Genomic DNA, 18,984 nt, shown 5'->3' on the forward strand with positions numbered 1-18,984 from the left:
ATAAAACAGTATTGAGTCCATCATATCAGATGGACTCTTTTTTTACTGTCTACCTATAGGGGATAATACCACTTCTTTTATTCATTAATACTAAGTAATTGTGGAAAATATAGGATGATTTGTAGTTTAATAGTAAAGAGAGTGATTAGTATTAATTTTCTTTGTTTTTAAAATTTTAAGCATGTAAATGTTTAACAGGGGGGAATAAAGTGAAATTCGTAAGCATTGAAAAAGATGAAATCTTAATTGGGGATATGGCAAAATTGTATTGTAAAGTATTTGAGAAAATAAATTTCAATGAAATGATCGAGCGAATGAATAGGCATATAGAATATACAGGTTTTAAAGGTATAGTAGCAATAAATGATGAAAATGAAGTAGTTGGCTTTACTTATGGTTATCGCTCAATCGAGGGACAGTACTATAATCAATTAATGAGAGAAGCGTTACATCTAGAGCAAGTAGACGAATGGTTGCAAGATTGTTTTGAATTTGTAGAGTTAGCAGTTCACCCACAATATCAAAATAAAGGTCTTGGAACGAAATTATATAATGAATTACTAGAAGGGCTTTCAAATAGAACGAGTGTTTTAACAACACAAATAAACAATGAAAAAGCACGTTCGTTATATGAAAGATTAGATTGGGTAAATGTTTTAGAGCCATTTCATCCAAGTAAAAATGATGTTCCATATGTAATAATGGGAAAAGTATTAAAAATAAAAGTGAATTGATAATTATGGCATTCACAAAAATGGTTGGTTTGTAATAATGAAGGGGAAAACGAAAATGACGAGAATATCTATAGAAAAAGCTACAATTTTAGATGCTGAGAAATTAACAGAAATAATGAAAAGAACATTTGATGCAGAAGCAAAACAATGGCTATATGGACAAGATGATGTCATTGATTATAACATTCAACCGCCAGGGTATTCTTCAGTTGAAATGATGGAATATTCCATTGAAGAATTGGATTCTTTCAAAGTTGTAATGGATAAAGAAATAATTGGAGGGATAATAGTTACGATTTCTGGTAAGTCGTACGGTCGAATTGATCGTATTTTTGTAGATCCTGTTTATCAAGGAAAAGGAATTGGATCACATGTTATGAAATTAATAGAAAAGGAATATCCAAACATAAAGATTTGGGATCTCGAAACATCTAGTAGACAAATTAATAATCATCACTTTTATAAAAAGATGGGCTACCAAATGATTTTTGAATCGGAAGATGAGTATTGTTACGTGAAAAGAATAAAAACAAGCTCAAACAAAGAGAGTGTAGTTACAAATAAAGATATGAAAAATAGTCAATACGAAAACTGTAATTTAGCAAATACAGGGTATTATCAAGTGAATTTAAAAAACAGTTCATTTGTTGGTAGCAATATAATAAATATGAATATGAGTAATTGTAATGTAAGTCAATCAAAGTTTAGAAATATAAATTTTAGATGGTCATCATATGCAGATTTAAATCTTTCTGGCAGTAAATTTAATTTGGTGACTTTAGGTGGAGTGCAATTTAAAAATACAAGTCTCGGAGATGAGAAGGAACCTATTGTATTCGATAAATGTGATTTGGAAGGCAGCACTATAAGTAATAGTAATCTGAAAAATATTGAAATAGAAAATTGTAATATAGTCGGCATGAAACTAAATGGTATTCCAATTGAAAATTTTCTTGATTTATATAACGAGGCGAAAAGTTAACCAAATCCATATAGTTGTTAATCTTTTTGGAAATTAAGTGTTATATCGAAATAATTATGTAAAAATGACATAAAGAAATACGAGTGAGAAGGTCATTCATACACGTTTCTAGAATACACACAAACAAATATATTGTTATTTATATGGAGGAGAGAAAGATGGGGATCAACGTTAGAGCAGTAGAAATACAAGATGCTAGAGCAATTCATCGTATATGTATACAGGATGACGTTTTACCGTATATGGTTTTCTTACCTAGCATGCGTGTAGAAGCTATGGAAAATAGAATTCGAAATTTAGCACCAAATCAATTTGAATTTGTTGCAGAATATGATGGAGAAGTTGTTGGATTTGTAGGTTTAACACAAAGTCCGGGCCGAAGATCTCATTCAGGCGATTTATTCATTGGGGTAGACAGTGAATATCATAATAAAGGAATTGGGAAAGCACTTCTTATGAAGATGCTTGATCTGGCTGATAATTGGTTAATGTTAGAGAGAGTAGAACTAGGTGTGTTAGAAACGAATCCAAAAGCAAAAGCTTTATATGAAAAATTTGGATTTGTAGAAGAGGGAGTAAAGATAGGGAATTTGAAAGCTCACGGAAAGTTTATTAATGAAATTATGATGAGTCGTTTTAGACCGAATGGTTTAATTGTACATAATGAAAAAGCATGACAGTATACTGTCATGCTTTTTCATTAGAATTTGGCTGTAATAAAAATAATACTAAACCAATAAAAATAACGGTAATTCCTAGTCCTTGTTGTAAAGAAATAGTCTCATGTAATATAAAGTACGCTAGCATACAAGTGCCAATTGTTTCACCTAAAATACTCATTGAAATTACAGTAGCACTCATCCATTTTAATAACCAATTAAAAATGGTTTGTCCTAAAATTGTAGCAATGAAAGCTAATCCAATAAAGCACAACCAAGTTTGTGTAGAGTAATGGATGAAAGATTCTTGTTGCATGAAAGCAAATATGCCAAGAAAGCCAGCACTACTTCCATAACTAATTACCGAATATGGTATAAGTGACAAATCTTTACGAACGTGTTGGCTAATGAAAAAATAAGCAGTAATGATACCGGCAGCGATAAATGCTAAAATATCTCCATATAAAGCTTCTCCACTAATTTTGAAATCTTGCCAGCCAATGATGATACTACCTGAAATAGCGATGAGGCAACCAATAACCGCTCCTTTCGTAAATCTCTCCTTAAATAAAAAATAACCACCAATCATTGAGAACAAAGGTTGTAACGTTACGATAACTGTAGAGCTTGCTACAGAAGTATATTGTAATGATTCAAACCATAGTACATAATGTGCAGCTAAAAATAGCCCAGATGTGAATCCGAATGTCCATTGTTTTTTCGTTAAAGTTTTTAGCTCATTTCGACTATTTTTATTAAATAGTAATAACGGTAACAGGATCAGTGTGGCAAAGAATAATCGGTAAAAAGCAATGATTGTCGCAGGAGCATCTGCCAATTTTACAAAAATTGCTGAAGTTGATAAGGCGAATACACCAAAAAATAAGATGAAATATGAAAGAATAGGTGATTTCAAAGTTTGTCCCTCCGATAGAATGTTTATTATAATAAACTTAATGCGATATAATGTACAAAAGTAAGTATATAAGTCCCGGAGATAATAGGAAAGGATTATTTGCCTTTGTTTAGTATGTCAGCACAAAGACAATGAAATATGCATTATGATGGACGAAAGGAAGTTTTACTATGATACATGATAGGCTTGGACAAACAGTATTAAGTTATCGTAAGAAAAATAATATGACAATTCGTGAATTCGCTGATTATACAGGGATTAGTACATCACTAATTAGCCAAATTGAAAGAGGACATGCTAATCCTTCTTTAAATGTTTTGGAGTTAATTGCAAAAGCATTAAATGTACCGCTGTTTACACTTTTTATTAATGATATCGATACAGATTCGCTCATTTCTAAGAAAAAAGATCGAAAAAAAGTATATCGGGAAAACAATGATCACATTGTATATGATGTATTAACACCTGATTTTATGAAAGCACGTATTGAAATGTTAATGATGGATTTAAATAAACAAGCAAACACAACAGAAAGTCATTATTCCCATGAAGATAAGGAAGAGATTGCTGTTATTATGAAAGGGGAAGTGTACGTAGAATTGGAGGGAAAAGAATATTTTTTAGAAGAAGGCGATGTTGTACGTATTCCACCAAATGTGAAGCATCGATTTTTGAATAAAAGTGATGAATCGAATCACATTTTATTTGTACTGACACCATCTTTAGGATGAAAATATAGTGATTTTAACTAGAGGAGAAAGAAAATGGAAAACAAAAGTATTTTAAAAGGCGGCCTTTCAATTATTTCTCAATGTAAAAAAGAAACAAATGATATTTGGCATGCGCATTTTGGAGCAGCTGCAATTGCTAGTTATTTTAATCATATAAAGAGAGCTCCAAATTATAAAGATATAACATTAGAAAAATTCCGGTATGTTATTCATTCTTAATGAACGTCAATAATCTGTAAAAGGAAGCTTAATCTAGTTTCTTTTTTTGTTAGTAGTATATTATTTTTTCAAATATGTAAGATTTTACATGCGTATTTTACTTTTACTAATTATGTAAGTAGGCTATACTGAAATACATACATTTTATTTTTGGAGAGATGTAAAACGACATGGAACTAGCGAAATTGGAAAAAGTAATTGAAATAAAAAAAGAAGAACTTTTATACTTAGTATCGGATTATGGAATTCAACATGAAAAAGTATTGGCATTGAGTCAAGAACTAGACAAATTAATCAATTACTTTATGTTTTTAAAATAAAGAGAACTATGACGTGGTTTGTATATGTTATAGTTCTTTTTTATTAGGTAATTTGAAAATATATTCAAATATATTGTCTAATTTCTTACAGAATGCGCAACTTGCTAGTCGAATATAAGGACTTTTGGTTATAATAAAAAGGAATTATTAATTGTATCGGTTAGGAGCGCAGCACATATGAAAACAGTTGTTGTTATCGGTGGAGGTATAACGGGACTTTCTACTATGTTTTATTTAGAAAAATTAAAAAAGGATTATAATATCGATTTAAATTTAATTCTTATTGAGAAAGAAGAGTATTTAGGTGGTAAAATCCATAGTGTGGAAGAAAAGGATTTCATTATGGAGTCAGGAGCGGATTCAATCGTTGCTCGTAATGAATATGTTATGCCACTTGTAAAAGATTTAAATTTAGAAGATGAAATGGTATATAATGAAACGGGTATTTCTTACATATATTCTGAAAACATGTTACATCCGATTCCTTCTGATACTATATTTGGGATACCGATGAGCGCCCAGTCTTTGTTTAGCAGTACGCTAGTCTCAACGAAAGGGAAAATCGTAGCTTTAAAAGATTTCATAACGAAAAATAAAGAGTTTACGAAAGATACATCACTTGCTCTATTTTTAGAAAGTTTCTTAGGGAAAGAGTTAGTGGAAAGACAAATTGCTCCTGTACTTTCAGGCGTATATTCTGGTAAATTGAATGAGCTTACAATGGCATCTACATTACCGTATTTACTGGATTATAAAAATAAGTATGGAAGTATTATTAAAGGTTTTGAAGAGAATAAAAAACAATTTCAATCAGCAGGAAATAAAAAATTCGTATCATTTAAAGGTGGACTATCTACGATAATTAATCGCTTAGAAGAAGTGCTCACTGAAACTGTCGTAAAAAAAGGTGCTATAACGACGGCTGTAAGTAAACAAGAAGATCGATATGAGATTTCTTTTGTAAATCATGAAACAATACAAGCTGATTATGTTGTTTTAGCAGCTCCGCATGATATAGCACAAACTTTATTACAGTCTAATGAGTTAAATGAGCAGTTTAATACATTTAAAAACTCATCTCTTATAAGTATTTACTTAGGATTTGACATACTAGATGAACAACTACCAGCTGACGGCACAGGGTTTATTGTAACGGAAAACAGTGATTTACATTGTGATGCTTGTACATGGACAAGTCGAAAGTGGAAACATACATCGGGTAAACAAAAATTATTAGTAAGAATGTTTTATAAGAGCACCAATCCGGTATATGAAACAATCAAAAATTATAGTGAAGAAGAATTAGTACGAGTAGCTTTATATGATATTGAAAAGAGTCTCGGAATTAAAGGTAAACCAGAAGTAGTCGAAGTTACAAATTGGAAAGATTTAATGCCGAAATATCATTTAGAACATAATCAAGCGGTTCAAGCATTGCAAGAAAAAATGACGAATCTTTATCCAAATGTATATTTAGCTGGTGCCTCATATTATGGTGTCGGAATTGGTGCGTGTATTGGAAATGGAAAGAATATAGCCAATGAAATAATGGCTACATTAAATAAATAATACTGTAGAATAAATAAAAACTGTTCCTTCAGCAAAATGGAGGAACAGTTTTTATTTATTTTATTTGAATGAAAATTGTATTGTTTTTTACATTGTTTTCTTTTATTGTTAATGTTATTTCTCCAGACTCTTTAAATGAATACGGTGATAGTTGATAAATATCTTTTATATCATGTTTTTCTTGTAATTTATTTACCGGTATTGATACGATATTTGGCTTCCATGTTTCTTGTTTTCCTGAAGGATATTCTATAAGTATTACCGGATTTTTTAACTGTATTGTTTTCCAAGAGACGAAATATAGTTGTACTTCTGTATCTTTTTTTAATAATTCTTCGGAGAAATAACCGAATTCGCCTACATTACCGAAAACAGTATAGTTTTGATTTTTTAATTTAATATCTAAATAACTAGGTTGATATGTTACCGCATGATAAGTTCCATATGAAAGTGAGAGTATGGCAGCGATTAAAATACCGATTGAAAATGTCCTAAAGCTATTAGCTTTAAAGCTAGTCATCATGAATGAGTTTGGTGTGAATTTTTTTGCGAATAAAAAAATAAGTAATATGAGTAAGAGGGATAAGCCGATGAATATATACATAGGAAATCTTCACCTCCACAATAAAATAATACATTAACTATATTTTACCATAAATGTATGGGGTAGGTTGGTTGTTTAGAAGGAGAAAATGAAGAAACAATTTCTTTACAGTTCTTGATAATTTAAAATTCGATTTATGGAAATTATAGCGTCATGTTTGAGGTGCAATCAGAAGGTATCTAATTCGTGTATATAGAATTAAGAGAGAATGTGCCATTAGAAATGTTTGATTTATGGAACAATAAGGACTTTACTAATTATACATATTTTTTCTGATATAATGAATGAGTAGAGAGAAAGGAGTGATCCTATGGCATTTCCTATACTAGAAACAGAACGCTTACGTTTAGTTGAAATAGAACAATCTTATTGTCAAAAAATATATGAAATCTTTTCATTGGATGAAGTGACGTGTTACTACGGTATGAATTCTTTTACGGAGTTTGGACAAGCTTCACGTATGATCGAATCTTTTTCAAAAAATTACTTTGAGAAAAAGGCAATACGATGGGGAATTGTGTTAAAAGAAACGAACGTTTTAATAGGAACAATTGGACTAAACAATTTACAATTATGGAGTAAACGATCTGAGATTGGATATGATCTGCATCCTCGCTATTGGGGAAATGGTTATGCTTCAGAAGCAGCTGGAGAAATTATTAATTATGGATTTAAAGATTTAGGTTTGTTTAGAATTGGAGCTATTACATATCCTGAAAATGTTACTTCTTGTAGAATGTTATCTAAAATTGGCTTCCAAAAGGAAGGGCTATTGCGCGGATATATTCATCAAGGAAATAAGCAACACGATGCATTATTGTATTCTATAGTGCGAACTGATGTTGAGGACATAAATTTATAATAAAAAAAACCTCTTAATTAAAAGAGGTTTTTTTTATTATAAATTAACCTAATTTAGGTAATAAACGTTCTCCGCTTTTCATGCTACTTTTACATAAAGGGCATTTAGGCTCTTCTTCAAATGAAAAGTTCTTTCTCATCCATCCTAAACAATCCTCTGATTCACATTCCCAAACAGGGGTTTGTTCTGGTGGTACTTCTGCTACATCGTTCTTTCGATTGCGATACATGTAACCACTCCTTTTATGTAAAAAATTTTAGTTATATATTAAAAAGGTTGTTAACCTTGCTGGTAACAACCTTTTTATTGTTTGAATTATAGCTTTACAACGTTTTTAGCTTGAGGTCCGCGGTTACCTTCTTCAACTTCAAAGCTAACTTCTTGACCTTCGTCAAGAGACTTGAAGCCGTCGCCAGTGATAGCTGAGAAGTGAACGAATACATCGTTACCGTCTGCAACTTCGATGAAACCGAAACCTTTTTCGCTGTTAAACCATTTTACTTTACCTGTTAATGTCATGGTAATGCCTCCTAAAAGTAGAAAAATTACAATATGATCGGCCTTATTTGAATGAAAATAAAATTTCACATATTATCAAAAACCCATAAGGAGTACAAAATGTCCCTGATTGATACTTGATAATATGCAAAGAAAATATAGTGTTAAATTGACCTTAATTACTATCTTACAACAAATGGTGGGAAATAGCAAGTGCTGGTAATACCACTGAGTAATCTGGGTGATAATAGTAAAGGCACAAAGGCACCTCTTTTATTTATATATTATTCCTAATTGGGATTTATGCAAAATCATGTAAGAAAAACTTAGAGTAAATATTAATAATATATTTTTCGTGGTAAAATATGGTTGGTTACTGTTGGTAGTTAAATATTATAAAAGGAGAAAAGAAAGTGAAAAATAATTCATTTATAATAATTGAAGCAGCAAAAGCAGGGAGAAAAAAGGTCCATCCAGTCTTTGCTGTAATATTAGCCATTATATTTTTGACTTTAGGCGAACTTTTTATGTTATTTATGTTATTTTTACCGAAAGCTGAAACGATATTCATGAAAGGTATTTATGACAATGTTAGAATGGTGTTAACGTTTGGCGGAGCTATATTTATTTTATTTATATGGGTTCGTTTTGTAGAAAAAAGACCTTTTTCATCCATTGGCTTTTGGAAAGAGAAATGGATGAGAAAGTATTTAAAAGGTGCGTTAATAGGGTTTTTATTTATTTCAACGCCAGTTATTCTACTATTATTAATGGGGAGTGTGAAATTGCAAGTACAACATATTACCTCAACAGTGATAGTAGGAATAGTAGGATCTTTAGTTGCATTTTTAATACAAGGGGCAACGGAAGAAATTATTGTACGAGGTTGGTTATTCCCGGTTCTTTCTGTTAGAAGTCGTATATGGGTTGGAATAATTGTAACTTCATTTTTATTTGGATTTCTTCATCTACTTAATCCAGGAATTACAATATTATCTATATCGAATATAATATTAGTGGGTGTTTTCGCAGCTTTATATGTATTGAAAGAAGACGGTCTGTGGGGAATATGTGCATGGCACTCAATTTGGAACTGGGCTCAATATAATGTATATGGTTTTGCAGTTAGTGGCACAACTGTATATTCTACTCCAATTTTTAAGTCTATAACAAATGGACCAGAAACATTGCATGGAGGCACGTTCGGAATTGAAGGTAGTATCATTACAACAATCATGCTCACTGTCGCTTCAATTGTTTTATGGAGAAAGTTATGGGGAAGAAAAGCGAAACAACGAAATTTTAGTTAATGAAAGAGGGAGAAACTATGGGGATAATAGCATTTGAGGGAGCAAGCGCTGTTGGTAAAAGTACCACGTGCCGTGAATTAGAAAAGAATTATGGTGCTTATATAATACCTGAAGTGAATTCTTTATTTGAAAGGCCAAAAAATGAACATAGAACATGGTATTTTGAAAAACAAGTTGAGCGCTGGAATATAGCTGTTCAGAAGTCAAAGCAATATGAATTAGTAATACTCGATGGCGATATTTATCAGCCACTTAGTTATAATTGGTGTTTTCATTTTGATATATTTAATCAGCCATTATCTTTAATAGAAAATTTTTATAAAGAAAAGATGATAAATAGGGAAATTGGCTTTCCGGATCAATATTTTTATTTATATACGAACGATGAAGAACTTAGAAAGCGGAAAGTATCTGATGAGACGAAAAGAAGAAGAAACTTTGAAAAACATTTACATATATCAAAATCGTTTCAGCGTTATTATGAAAATTTAAATACTGTTACAGATGGGTATTGTAAATTAATTGAGGCAAAAAGTGTAAGAAATAATGAATTAGAAATAGTGAGAAACTCACAAAATTTGAACGTGTGTGAAGAAAGACGTTTTGATGTTTCGAAGTTAGATGCTATTACGAAGTGGTTAAAAGAAAATCGTGCATAAAGTAAAAACAACGAGTGTTGTAGAACGCGCTCGTTGTTTTTTGTTTCTTTATAAATATAAAGGAAAAATTTGTAGAATATTTTCATTATTTAACAGAATAATCTTTCAATTTTAAAGAAAAAGAAATACAATATGAGGAAGTATATATAAATAATATGATAGGGGATGGGATGCGATATTTTGAATGAAGTAACAGTTTTTATATAAGAAATAATTAGGTAGTCAGAACGGAGATATTTGGGAGGAAACAAGCGAGATGAAAACATTTTTGAAAATAATAGGTGTTATAGCTGGTATGGCGGTAATTGGAGTAGGTTTAACATATGGTATGCTGCATTATTTAAATAATAGTAAACCAGCTGCGAAAAAGGCATCACCAGCTGCTCCAGCAGTAGAAGTATTAGCTGATAGTAACGTAAAAGCAGAAGATGCAAAGCTTTTAGAAAATGGAAATTATTCATTGCCGAATAGTGGTTTTAATAAAAATTTTAAATGGACAGATGAGAACATACAGACAGCATTACATGAAATGGCACATCAAAAAGCGAAAGCTGATCAAAAGTGGGGCTATATTTTTATTACACAAGAGCGGATTGAAAGCTTAATTGATATTGTAAAGAGTAATGATCTTGTACAGGGAAGTACATATGTAGAAATTTTAGAACGATGGAAACAAGGAAAATATGAAAAGGTTGATGGGGATCACAATAAGATTTGGAAATTACAAAGTGGGAATTTAGGAGAAGGAAAAGGAGTAATGTCGGAAGCTGAGCAAAAAGAATTAATTAATCAAGTGTTTATGAACAAAGGTACATATTCAGGTAGTAAATTAATTGCAGGTGGGGGACAGACTAATAAATAGTATACTAATTAATGAAAGAGAGTAATTGCTTATTAGGCAATTACTCTTTTTCTATGTACGTCTTAATATTTTAGTCTCGTTCAAGTAAGGAAAGGAACGATTGTAATACCGGGGAAATCCATCTAGATTTATGATAGATTACATAACTTTGAATAACTGTTGGAGTTTCGATAGGGTGAAAACATAGTTGTCCTTTTTGGCAACTTTCTTGTACAACGATATAAGGAAGAATTGAAATGCCTAACTCACACATAACGGATTGTTTAATAACTTCAACATTGGAAGTTTCAAATGTTTTAGCTGGAATATTTCCACTTTGACGTAAAAAACGATCTACCATTGGCCTATAGCCGCAGCTTTGTTCTGTAAAAATGAACTGGGTGTCCTGTTGTAATAACTGGAATGGATTTATATGTGCAGAGGAATAAGCTGGTAAAATCCATCCAAATGTTTCATTACTAAAAGTACGCGTAATAAAATCATTATGTTCTATACTTTCTCCAATTATGAAGACAACGTCTGTTTCTCCTTCACGTAATTTTTGTAATGCTTGTTCATTTGTGTTTGTTTCAAGTACGATATTTACTTTTGGATTTTTCTGTTTGTAAGTACGTAATAATTGTGGTAATCGGTATACCGCTAATGATTCATTAGATGTAATACTTAATGTACCTTCTAAATAATCTGTATTTTGGGGGATTTCTTGCGCTTTTTCATATATTGAAAGTAATTCTAATGCATAAGGATGAAATTGATGACCTGCTTTTGTAAGTAGCACTTTTTTCCCTAACCGATCGAAAAGAGGAATATGTAAATCGTTCTCTAAAGCTTTCATATGTGTTGTAACAGTAGATTGCGCATAACCTAGCGCATGCGCAGCCTTAGAAAAATTACCATACTTCACAATGGCGCAAAATGTTTTAACATGTCTCATTTCCATAAGCGATCCCTCTTTTATTATCATGATTTGTGAATGATTATATCATGTATTTTAATTTTTCAAATGATTAAATTCTGTATAAAATGAAATTGTAGAAATATTCATTCAGGTAATATTGGAGGAGAAAAGATGATCAAAAAGGGCTATCATGTAGCTGTTGTTGGGGCTACAGGTGCGGTAGGACAAAAAATTATTGAACTGTTAGAGAATGAAATGAAGTTTAATATAGTTGAAGTTACATTGCTTTCGTCAAAACGATCCGCCGGTAGGAAAGTAAGATTCAAAGGACGAGAGATAATTATAAAAGAGGCAAAAACAACTAGCTTTGAAGGTGTAGATATTGCCTTTTTTAGCGCTGGGGGAGAAGTATCTAGACAATTTGTAACTCATGCAGTTTCTAGTGGTGCGATTGTAATTGATAACACAAGTGAGTACCGAATGGCGCAAGATGTACCGCTCGTTGTTCCGGAAGTGAATGCGCATACTTTAAAGCAGCATAAAGGTATCATTGCAGTTCCAAATTGTTCAGCATTACAGATGGTAACAGCACTTCAGCCGATTCGAAAATCATTCGGTTTAGAAAGAATTATCGTTTCAACATATCAAGCCGTATCGGGTTCTGGCATTCATGCGATTCATGAATTACAAGAGCAGGCTAAGTCTATGCTTGCTGGTGAAGAAGTGAAAAGTAATATATTACCGGCGAAAAAAGATAAAAAACATTACCCAATAGCGTTTAATGTACTGCCTCAAGTAGATATATTTACAGACAATGATTTTACTTTTGAAGAAGTAAAAATGATTCAAGAAACGAAGAAAATATTAGAAGATGAAAACCTGAAAATGGCAGCTACTTGTGTACGTGTTCCAGTTGTATCAGGGCATTCAGAATCAGTTTATATAGAACTGGAAAAAGAAGCAACCGTTACGGAAATTAAGGAAGTATTAATGGATGCACCAGGTGTTATTTTGCAGGATAACCCTAGTAAACAGCTGTATCCAATGCCATTATATGCAGAAGGGAAAATAGATACATTTGTCGGAAGAATACGTAAAGATCCTGATATGCCAAACGGATTCCACCTCTGGATTGTTTCTGATAACCTATTAAAAGGTGCGGCTTGGAATTCAGTTCAAATCGCAGAGACTTTAGTAGAAAAGGGAATACTTTAATCTAGTTTGAAAAATCGGGGAATCGATAATGATTTTCCGGTTTTTATCCCGCTATTTGCTGGGCAGTAAGACCCCCACTGATTAAAGCTTCACTTTATTTAATAATTATTTTCTTTATTTCGCCCAACTTTAATTTAAATTAGTCGTTATTGAATTTTTATAAATATCTACTTTATGTGCAGTGAAGCGTAAGGTTTTGGATTCTGCATGAATTGTTAGGTTAATAATAATCGATAACGGCATTTCGACCGTTTTCACAATATCTTCTATAGCAATATACTCATTTTCTACTTCGTTATAATAAACAACAGAACGAATTACTGCCTCGTTATTTTCAATGTCAATTTCACACATCATAGGGGATTTTTCACCATTATGTAAGAATAGTTCGCCTAGTACGATTGAACCGTTTAACTCCTCTGTAAAATTAGTAGTTGCTGCTGGTTTTATCCATGTTTCGTCATGTTCTTCGTTTTCCTCTTCATCTATTGCCCATTCCCAAATGGGGTTTTGTTTTAGGTCCTCAATAGTTAATTCATCAATTGGTTTGCAATTGCTCATACATAAATTCTCCTTTTGCTTTGATAAATAAGTTTCTTAATCTCAAAAATTAGATGATTGCTTACGAGTAAGTTCAATATAGTATTTTGCTCATTTGATATTAAACTATTTTATTTTGAAGTAAAGCTTCTATAGCAATATTAACAAAAAAATAATTATTTAGTAAATAATTATTAGTGGAGGTTTTAAAGTGGCATGGAGTTAAGGTAAGGTAGTAAAAAACATCAAGAATGAATGGGATTCATTTGGTACGATATGGATATGTTTAATAAGAGGGGGAATTTGATGTATCAAGTAAAGGGGTATTTTTCATCGCTCAAAGGAAGTCATTATGAAATTGGTAAGCAACAAGGTGAATTTGTGAAACAACATTCTTATCTTATTCCGCAATTTATAGAGCAAGAAAACTTAATATCGCATAACCATTGGACAGAATCTAGAAATATATTAAATCAATATTGTTCTGGAATTAATGAAGAAATTGAAGGTTTTTGTGAAGTGTTAAAAATTCCTTCAAAAAATATGATGTATTACTATCAAACACTATTGAAAGCAGGTTGTAGTCATTGTGCAGTATTACCTAAAAAGACAGATTCAACTCACACTTATGTATTAAGAAATTATGATTTGTCACCAGTAATAGATGATATGCGTTTTTGCTCGACGCATGTTGAAGGTGCGTATGCACATAGTGGCTTTTCTACTCAATATTTTGGTCGAACAGAAGGGGTTAACGAACATGGATTATCTGTTACATTTTCAGCATGTGGTCAACCAGTAGGAAACATTGCAGGTTTAAGAAAGCCAATGGTAAATGGTTTACAGTGTTTTGCGGTAATTCGATTGTTGTTGGAGAAATGTAAAAATGTGCAGGAAGCTAAATCACTAATAGAAGAAATACCAATTGCTAGTAATATTAATTTAATAGTAGCTGATCCTTTAAACGTAGCACATATTGAAATATTTGACGGTCATAAATCCACAACAACGATTGATGGTGACAACCAAGCTTTTATTGTATCAACAAACCATGCAGTTAGTTCATCAATTCAGAAATTAAATAATAGGAAATTAGAACAATCTACAAAGAGATATCATGTTTTACATGAGCATTTAAATGGATATGAACAAGTGAGCATAGAGTCTTTAAAAAAGTTAGTAGAAGAAGAATATCCTGATGGACTGACTGTACATAACTATGAAGAATGGCTTGGAACTTTACATTCTGTATTATTCGATTTACATGATCGTACAATGAAGATTTGTTTCGGATCACCACTTTTAAACGACTGGTACTCATTGAAAGTTGGAGGAAGTATGCCGTTTTCTGAGGTGAACGTGAACTTTAAAAATAAAACTTATACTGACTTTTGGAGGGAAGATAAGAATGAATTGATGCCTAAAAGATAAATGAGATAAGATGATAATGAAGAGAGTGCATTTACACTGGAGGGATTACCAATGCTAAAAGTTATGTTACCATTTGTTCTTATCTTTTTTCTTGTTATTGCGATGTATATTGCTTATCAAAAGAGAAAAAAATCTGGGATAAAAGGATTGAAAAGTGCGTTAACTTCTATTTGCTTCTTTTCACTCGCAATTTTAAATATGTTTGCATATTGGTTTCACTTTGGCGGTGCTTTTACTTGGTTATTTTCAATTGTATTATTGCTAGTTGGTGCATATTTTACTAAATATATTCCAATATCTAAAAAGGTACATTAAAATCTATAAGAGTTTAATATAATGTTTACTTTGTTTTGAAAAGAGATTATTCTACTAGATCGTTGTGAAACGGTTTCATAGGATAATCTCTTTTTTTTAGTTTTGGAAAGAACGTACTGTGCTTTTTAGTTGTTCAATAAATTCTTGAGTTGCAGCACACATATATTTATCTTTTCTATAAATTAACCCTATTTCAATTGTTGGAGTAGGGTTTTCTATTTTAATAGCTTGAATGTTATTATTTTGTAAAAAGTCTATATATGGTTTGGGTAACACTGTAATTCCCATTCCTTTGGAAACCATTTGGATTAAAGATTCCATCGTGCTAATTTCTAAAATTGGTCTTGGTTTAAAGTTAAATTTTTGACAATGCGATGTAATTAGTTCGGTTAAAAAGAAATTTTTAGGTAAAAGAATTAAAGGATAGTTTTGTAATTCAGCAATAGATACATGATTACGTTCAGCTAATCGATGACCAGTGGGCACGACCAATGTAAGATCGCTTTTGTATAGAGGGATAGAGATAATCTCTTTATCATGCACCGGGAGAAATGTGATTCCAATATCTAGTTCATTTTGTAATAATTTTTCACGAATATCTCCTGTGCGAATCCCTAATACAGAAAGCTCTATATTGGGATATAAATTATTAAAATTTAAAATAGCTGTTGGTAGTAAATAATTTACGACGGTTAACAAAGCCCCTATTGTTAAGGAACCTTGCTGTAATCCGTTTAGGTCTTGAATAGCTGAACGAGCTTGTTCGACTTCATGAAAAATGGTTTTACTATGTGATAATAAAATCTTCCCTGCTTCAGTTAAAGATATTTTTTTACCAATTCGATCGAAAAGTGGCATTCCTACTTCATGCTCTAATGCACGTATTTGTTGACTTAGAGAAGGCTGTGAAATATTTAATTTCTCAGCTGCTTTTGTGAAATGTAATTCTTTTGAAACAGCTAAAAAGTATTCAAGTTGTCGTAATTCGATTGGAATCACCTCAAGTATAATAATAGGTTATACCTATCATTATTATATAAATAATTGAATTGAACAATGATTTTAAAGGTTTTATAATCATCTTTATATAGCAGAGAGGGTTGTAAAAATTAATTGAGAGAAAATACATGTAACACCTTTAAAGGAGGAAATAGAATGGCTAATGAATATCAATTATTATCTTTAAATATAGGATTACCAAAAGAGGTTACATACGGTGGAAAGGTAGTTCATACAGGCATAAATAAGAAACAAGTAAAGGAACCGGTATATTTATCCTTTGTAAAATTTAATGGGGATGGACAAGCTGACTTAATTCATCATGGAGGAGTAGATAAAGCAGTTTGTGTTTATACTGGTGATCACTATCCATACTGGGAAAAAAAATTGAATCAAGATCTTGTATATGGGGCTTTCGGAGAAAATATAACAGTTAGTGGTATGAGCGAAGAGGATGTTTGTATTGGTGATACGTTTGAGCTAGGACAGGCAATCGTACAGGTAACACAACCAAGGCAACCTTGTTTTAAATTAGCAAAAAAATATAATATTCCAAAGTTACCACTATATTTTCAAGAAACAGGATATACAGGATTTTATTTTCGTGTATTAAAAGAAGGATGGGTATCATCAGTCGACACCTTAAAAAGACTACAGTCTGATCCAAAAGGTGTTTCAGTAGCATTCGCTAACCGTATTATGCATAAGGAAAAACAAAATATTGAAGGGGTAAAAAGGATATTAGAAGTAAATGCACTTTCAAATAGTTGGAGAAAGTCTTTTGAAAAGCGTATAAGTGGAGAAGAAATTAATACGAAGGAAAGACTTGAAGGGATAAAAGAATAAAAATATTTTATTATAAATAGTGTATTTCTATTAGTAAAAGCTAATTAGAAAGCGCTATTTTTATAAAATAAACTAATTAATATCCGAAAATCTTAATATTTTTTTATTCGACTTATTTTCAAATAGTCGAAACATAAAATTAATTAGACTTTTTTTTTATGTTTTATGATAGTATATTGATTGGTAAGACCTCTATTTTTAAGAGTAGGTCATATAAGTATATCTAATTTAATGGAATTTAACATTTGGAGGTACAACATGGGGAATGTTGAAAAATTGGCAAGTCTTCTAATAGAAGAACCGAAAAGAGAGCAGTTATTTCCTTTATTTGAAGAAGTGTTTGGAATTACAACTCAAACATTGAATGATTTTTCGGATAAAGGATATTGGGATGATACATATAAAGCTTTATCATTTTTACAAGAAGATAAAGTGATTGCAAATGTTGCGGCATTTTCACTCCCATTATTAATTAATGGTGAAAAAATAAATGCGGCGGGTATTCAATCAGTAATGACACACCCTAATTTCCGTAGACAAGGGCTAATGACACAATTAATGAGTAAAATGATAGAAGAAATTGATAAGAAATGTGAATGTGCATTATTGTTTACGGAAAAACCTGAACTATATACAGCATTTGGATTTAAAGTTGTGCAGGAATATTTGATGACTATACCATATGGTAAAAATATTAATAATAACCATTCACTACTTAAAAAGTTAGATTTCTATAATATAGAGAATAGACAGTTAATACATGAAACGATTGATAGTAGCCAAAGACTTTCAAATAGTTTTTCAACTTTAAACTTCCATCCTTCATTTTATTTGAATATGTATGATTCGGAATGGAATGAGAAATTGTATTATTCAGAGAAACTAGATGCTTTAATCGTTTATGAAGTAGACAATGAAAAGTTGAAATTATTTGGAGTATTTGCGCCAGTACTTCCGGTTTTAGATGAATTATGTGGAGAAATCAATGAAAGGTTTACGGAAATCGAATTTTATTTTTCACCGGATCAATTAGGGGTTGAGGATGTACAGTTTACAGAATTACAGTCTAGCAAGTATTTAATGGTTCGAAGTGATAAAGAGTTAGATTTTAAAGGTTATAAATTCCCAGTATTAGCGGAGTTTTAAATATTTGTATAAAGGTTTTATTATGGAGGAACTATGAATATATCATATATACCTAAACATGTTGAGCAGCTCACTATAATGAATGTCCCTGAATATTATAAAATTAATGACAAGCAGGCGTTTATTGTCCGTTCGAAAGCAGAAACAGATTTTTGGCTTAAAACACATTATGGTTTTGAAGTCATGAATGGTCATGTATTTTATAATGAAATGATGACAGACTTTCAAGCTGAAGTACAATTGTGTATGAATCCAAATTCAAAATACGATCAAGCAGGTCTTTTTGTTATGATTTCGGAAAAGTGTTGGTTGAAAACTTCATTAGAGTATATTCCAGATGGCCCTTCTCATTTAGGAGCTGTCGTAACGAATAATGGATATTCTGACTGGTCAACGCAAGATTATCCAACTGAAGCAGCTAAGCAACAACTTCGTTTTCGAATTATTCGAAAACGCGGTGATTATACAATATATGTGAAAAAGAGCCATCAATGGGAACAAATAAGAATCGCTCATTTAATGGAGGATATAGGGAATGAGCCTATTAAAATAGGTTTTTACACGTGTAGTCCTTCTAAAAATAAGGGATTTGAGACTGAGTTTTTAAATTTTACAATTGAAGAAATATAGATGAAAAAACCGTATTCTTTTCATTAAGAATGCGGTTTT

Annotated in this window: 24 protein-coding genes; 17 read left to right on the forward strand and 7 right to left on the reverse strand. The window is 31.4% G+C overall.

Features of this window, described 5'->3' with window-relative positions; all coding sequences use genetic code 11:
* Nucleotides 1-209 precede the first annotated feature (209 nt).
* The 3 genes from QO049_RS23775 (at nucleotide 210) to QO049_RS23785 (ending at nucleotide 2,393) form a co-directional block, all read left to right on the forward strand.
* A complete protein-coding gene (locus QO049_RS23775) occupies nucleotides 210-734 on the forward strand; it encodes a GNAT family N-acetyltransferase (RefSeq protein WP_144502048.1) in 525 nt (174 codons plus the stop codon).
* A gap of 37 nt (nucleotides 735-771) precedes the next feature.
* Nucleotides 772-1,716 (forward strand): GNAT family N-acetyltransferase, encoded by a 945-nt coding sequence (locus tag QO049_RS23780; protein WP_141525748.1) that lies wholly within the window; start codon nucleotides 772-774, stop codon nucleotides 1,714-1,716.
* Nucleotides 1,717-1,874: 158 nt separating this feature from the next.
* The gene (locus QO049_RS23785) at nucleotides 1,875-2,393 is read left to right on the forward strand and encodes a GNAT family N-acetyltransferase (protein WP_000512618.1); all 519 of its coding nucleotides are present in this window, start codon (nucleotides 1,875-1,877) and stop codon (nucleotides 2,391-2,393) included.
* 10 nt (nucleotides 2,394-2,403) lie between these two features.
* On the opposite strand, the gene QO049_RS23790 is transcribed toward QO049_RS23785, so the two are convergent.
* Complete coding sequence (locus tag QO049_RS23790; protein ID WP_030025589.1) at nucleotides 2,404-3,291, reverse strand: DMT family transporter; 888 nt, start codon at nucleotides 3,289-3,291, stop codon at nucleotides 2,404-2,406.
* 170 nt (nucleotides 3,292-3,461) lie between these two features.
* Here QO049_RS23790 and QO049_RS23795 point away from each other — a divergent pair, with 170 nt between their 5' ends.
* The 4 genes from QO049_RS23795 (at nucleotide 3,462) to QO049_RS23810 (ending at nucleotide 6,130) form a co-directional block, all read left to right on the forward strand.
* The gene (locus tag QO049_RS23795) at nucleotides 3,462-4,022 is read left to right on the forward strand and encodes a helix-turn-helix domain-containing protein (RefSeq protein WP_000581040.1); all 561 of its coding nucleotides are present in this window, start codon (nucleotides 3,462-3,464) and stop codon (nucleotides 4,020-4,022) included.
* A 33-nt stretch (nucleotides 4,023-4,055) separates the two neighbouring features.
* Entirely contained in the window at nucleotides 4,056-4,241 is a 186-nt protein-coding gene (locus QO049_RS23800) for a hypothetical protein (protein ID WP_000428904.1), read from the forward strand.
* 170 nt (nucleotides 4,242-4,411) lie between these two features.
* Nucleotides 4,412-4,561, forward strand: a complete 150-nt coding sequence (locus QO049_RS23805) for an aspartyl-phosphate phosphatase Spo0E family protein (protein ID WP_000417698.1) — start codon at nucleotides 4,412-4,414, stop codon at nucleotides 4,559-4,561.
* Between the two features lie 177 nt (nucleotides 4,562-4,738).
* Nucleotides 4,739-6,130: a protoporphyrinogen oxidase gene (locus tag QO049_RS23810; RefSeq protein ID WP_000860362.1), complete on the forward strand. Its 1,392-nt coding sequence runs from the start codon at nucleotides 4,739-4,741 to the stop codon at nucleotides 6,128-6,130.
* 55 nt (nucleotides 6,131-6,185) lie between these two features.
* Here the strand turns inward: QO049_RS23810 and QO049_RS23815 are convergent, their stop codons facing one another.
* Complete coding sequence (locus QO049_RS23815) at nucleotides 6,186-6,734, reverse strand: hypothetical protein (RefSeq protein WP_065704170.1); 549 nt, start codon at nucleotides 6,732-6,734, stop codon at nucleotides 6,186-6,188.
* A 310-nt stretch (nucleotides 6,735-7,044) separates the two neighbouring features.
* Between QO049_RS23815 and QO049_RS23820 the strand changes: the two genes are divergently transcribed.
* Complete coding sequence (locus QO049_RS23820) at nucleotides 7,045-7,596, forward strand: GNAT family N-acetyltransferase (protein ID WP_000885392.1); 552 nt, start codon at nucleotides 7,045-7,047, stop codon at nucleotides 7,594-7,596.
* A 43-nt stretch (nucleotides 7,597-7,639) separates the two neighbouring features.
* Here the strand turns inward: QO049_RS23820 and QO049_RS23825 are convergent, their stop codons facing one another.
* On the reverse strand, nucleotides 7,640-7,825 hold the full coding sequence (locus QO049_RS23825) for a cold-shock protein (protein ID WP_000286203.1): 186 nt from the start codon (nucleotides 7,823-7,825) through the stop codon (nucleotides 7,640-7,642).
* A gap of 86 nt (nucleotides 7,826-7,911) precedes the next feature.
* On the reverse strand, nucleotides 7,912-8,115 hold the full coding sequence (gene cspD, locus QO049_RS23830; RefSeq protein ID WP_000176366.1) for a cold-shock protein CspD: 204 nt from the start codon (nucleotides 8,113-8,115) through the stop codon (nucleotides 7,912-7,914).
* A gap of 392 nt (nucleotides 8,116-8,507) precedes the next feature.
* On the opposite strand from cspD, the gene QO049_RS23835 reads away from it, so the two are divergent.
* The 3 genes from QO049_RS23835 (at nucleotide 8,508) to QO049_RS23845 (ending at nucleotide 10,925) form a co-directional block, all read left to right on the forward strand.
* Nucleotides 8,508-9,404: a CPBP family intramembrane glutamic endopeptidase gene (locus QO049_RS23835; RefSeq protein ID WP_000794817.1), complete on the forward strand. Its 897-nt coding sequence runs from the start codon at nucleotides 8,508-8,510 to the stop codon at nucleotides 9,402-9,404.
* On the forward strand, nucleotides 9,404-10,063 hold the full coding sequence (locus QO049_RS23840; RefSeq protein WP_002005064.1) for a nucleoside/nucleotide kinase family protein: 660 nt from the start codon (nucleotides 9,404-9,406) through the stop codon (nucleotides 10,061-10,063). The genes QO049_RS23835 and QO049_RS23840 overlap by 1 nt, the downstream gene beginning before the upstream one ends.
* 256 nt (nucleotides 10,064-10,319) lie before the next feature.
* On the forward strand, nucleotides 10,320-10,925 hold the full coding sequence (locus QO049_RS23845; RefSeq protein WP_000846982.1) for a PRK06770 family protein: 606 nt from the start codon (nucleotides 10,320-10,322) through the stop codon (nucleotides 10,923-10,925).
* A gap of 70 nt (nucleotides 10,926-10,995) precedes the next feature.
* Here QO049_RS23845 and QO049_RS23850 read toward each other — a convergent pair whose 3' ends face one another.
* Nucleotides 10,996-11,865, reverse strand: coding sequence for a LysR family transcriptional regulator (locus tag QO049_RS23850; RefSeq protein WP_246962667.1), 870 nt, complete (start codon nucleotides 11,863-11,865; stop codon nucleotides 10,996-10,998).
* 129 nt (nucleotides 11,866-11,994) lie between these two features.
* Between QO049_RS23850 and QO049_RS23855 the strand changes: the two genes are divergently transcribed.
* Nucleotides 11,995-13,038: an aspartate-semialdehyde dehydrogenase gene (locus QO049_RS23855; protein ID WP_284489544.1), complete on the forward strand. Its 1,044-nt coding sequence runs from the start codon at nucleotides 11,995-11,997 to the stop codon at nucleotides 13,036-13,038.
* 129 nt (nucleotides 13,039-13,167) lie between these two features.
* Here QO049_RS23855 and QO049_RS23860 read toward each other — a convergent pair whose 3' ends face one another.
* Nucleotides 13,168-13,599 (reverse strand): hypothetical protein, encoded by a 432-nt coding sequence (locus QO049_RS23860; RefSeq protein ID WP_246962670.1) that lies wholly within the window; start codon nucleotides 13,597-13,599, stop codon nucleotides 13,168-13,170.
* A 285-nt stretch (nucleotides 13,600-13,884) separates the two neighbouring features.
* Between QO049_RS23860 and QO049_RS23865 the strand changes: the two genes are divergently transcribed.
* On the forward strand, nucleotides 13,885-15,009 hold the full coding sequence (locus tag QO049_RS23865; protein ID WP_246962672.1) for a C45 family autoproteolytic acyltransferase/hydrolase: 1,125 nt from the start codon (nucleotides 13,885-13,887) through the stop codon (nucleotides 15,007-15,009).
* 51 nt (nucleotides 15,010-15,060) lie between these two features.
* The gene (locus tag QO049_RS23870) at nucleotides 15,061-15,324 is read left to right on the forward strand and encodes a hypothetical protein (RefSeq protein WP_000921858.1); all 264 of its coding nucleotides are present in this window, start codon (nucleotides 15,061-15,063) and stop codon (nucleotides 15,322-15,324) included.
* Nucleotides 15,325-15,420: 96 nt separating this feature from the next.
* On the opposite strand, the gene QO049_RS23875 is transcribed toward QO049_RS23870, so the two are convergent.
* The gene (locus QO049_RS23875) at nucleotides 15,421-16,323 is read right to left on the reverse strand and encodes a LysR family transcriptional regulator (protein WP_246962674.1); all 903 of its coding nucleotides are present in this window, start codon (nucleotides 16,321-16,323) and stop codon (nucleotides 15,421-15,423) included.
* A gap of 156 nt (nucleotides 16,324-16,479) precedes the next feature.
* Here QO049_RS23875 and QO049_RS23880 point away from each other — a divergent pair, with 156 nt between their 5' ends.
* From QO049_RS23880 to QO049_RS23890, 3 genes are all read left to right on the forward strand, one after another.
* Nucleotides 16,480-17,169, forward strand: coding sequence for an MOSC domain-containing protein (locus tag QO049_RS23880; protein ID WP_246962676.1), 690 nt, complete (start codon nucleotides 16,480-16,482; stop codon nucleotides 17,167-17,169).
* A gap of 258 nt (nucleotides 17,170-17,427) precedes the next feature.
* Complete coding sequence (locus tag QO049_RS23885) at nucleotides 17,428-18,315, forward strand: GNAT family N-acetyltransferase (RefSeq protein WP_246962684.1); 888 nt, start codon at nucleotides 17,428-17,430, stop codon at nucleotides 18,313-18,315.
* A 33-nt stretch (nucleotides 18,316-18,348) separates the two neighbouring features.
* The gene (locus tag QO049_RS23890) at nucleotides 18,349-18,945 is read left to right on the forward strand and encodes a DUF1349 domain-containing protein (RefSeq protein ID WP_001027686.1); all 597 of its coding nucleotides are present in this window, start codon (nucleotides 18,349-18,351) and stop codon (nucleotides 18,943-18,945) included.
* Nucleotides 18,946-18,984 lie beyond the last annotated feature (39 nt).

The sequence above is a fragment of the Bacillus sp. RB3 genome, from assembly GCF_030164735.1.
In the GTDB taxonomy this organism is placed as follows: Bacteria; Bacillota; Bacilli; order Bacillales; family Bacillaceae_G; genus Bacillus_A; species Bacillus_A cereus.

What these genes read in the sequence shown, in the direction of transcription:
- cspD (WP_000176366.1), bottom strand. Translation starts at nt 8,115, where the DNA reads ATGACATTAACAGGTAAAGTAAAATGGTTTAACAGCGAAAAAGGTTTC.
- QO049_RS23780 (WP_141525748.1), top strand. Translation starts at nt 772, where the DNA reads ATGAAGGGGAAAACGAAAATGACGAGAATATCTATAGAAAAAGCTACA.
- QO049_RS23885 (WP_246962684.1), top strand. Translation starts at nt 17,428, where the DNA reads ATGGGGAATGTTGAAAAATTGGCAAGTCTTCTAATAGAAGAACCGAAA.
- QO049_RS23855 (WP_284489544.1), top strand. Translation starts at nt 11,995, where the DNA reads ATGATCAAAAAGGGCTATCATGTAGCTGTTGTTGGGGCTACAGGTGCG.
- QO049_RS23810 (WP_000860362.1), top strand. Translation starts at nt 4,739, where the DNA reads ATGAAAACAGTTGTTGTTATCGGTGGAGGTATAACGGGACTTTCTACT.
- QO049_RS23880 (WP_246962676.1), top strand. Translation starts at nt 16,480, where the DNA reads ATGGCTAATGAATATCAATTATTATCTTTAAATATAGGATTACCAAAA.
- QO049_RS23800 (WP_000428904.1), top strand. Translation starts at nt 4,056, where the DNA reads ATGGAAAACAAAAGTATTTTAAAAGGCGGCCTTTCAATTATTTCTCAA.
- QO049_RS23890 (WP_001027686.1), top strand. Translation starts at nt 18,349, where the DNA reads ATGAATATATCATATATACCTAAACATGTTGAGCAGCTCACTATAATG.
- QO049_RS23845 (WP_000846982.1), top strand. Translation starts at nt 10,320, where the DNA reads ATGAAAACATTTTTGAAAATAATAGGTGTTATAGCTGGTATGGCGGTA.
- QO049_RS23805 (WP_000417698.1), top strand. Translation starts at nt 4,412, where the DNA reads ATGGAACTAGCGAAATTGGAAAAAGTAATTGAAATAAAAAAAGAAGAA.
- QO049_RS23865 (WP_246962672.1), top strand. Translation starts at nt 13,885, where the DNA reads ATGTATCAAGTAAAGGGGTATTTTTCATCGCTCAAAGGAAGTCATTAT.
- QO049_RS23840 (WP_002005064.1), top strand. Translation starts at nt 9,404, where the DNA reads ATGAAAGAGGGAGAAACTATGGGGATAATAGCATTTGAGGGAGCAAGC.
- QO049_RS23785 (WP_000512618.1), top strand. Translation starts at nt 1,875, where the DNA reads ATGGGGATCAACGTTAGAGCAGTAGAAATACAAGATGCTAGAGCAATT.
- QO049_RS23795 (WP_000581040.1), top strand. Translation starts at nt 3,462, where the DNA reads ATGATACATGATAGGCTTGGACAAACAGTATTAAGTTATCGTAAGAAA.
- QO049_RS23825 (WP_000286203.1), bottom strand. Translation starts at nt 7,825, where the DNA reads ATGTATCGCAATCGAAAGAACGATGTAGCAGAAGTACCACCAGAACAA.
- QO049_RS23815 (WP_065704170.1), bottom strand. Translation starts at nt 6,734, where the DNA reads ATGTATATATTCATCGGCTTATCCCTCTTACTCATATTACTTATTTTT.
- QO049_RS23870 (WP_000921858.1), top strand. Translation starts at nt 15,061, where the DNA reads ATGCTAAAAGTTATGTTACCATTTGTTCTTATCTTTTTTCTTGTTATT.
- QO049_RS23860 (WP_246962670.1), bottom strand. Translation starts at nt 13,599, where the DNA reads ATGAGCAATTGCAAACCAATTGATGAATTAACTATTGAGGACCTAAAA.
- QO049_RS23820 (WP_000885392.1), top strand. Translation starts at nt 7,045, where the DNA reads ATGGCATTTCCTATACTAGAAACAGAACGCTTACGTTTAGTTGAAATA.
- QO049_RS23850 (WP_246962667.1), bottom strand. Translation starts at nt 11,865, where the DNA reads ATGGAAATGAGACATGTTAAAACATTTTGCGCCATTGTGAAGTATGGT.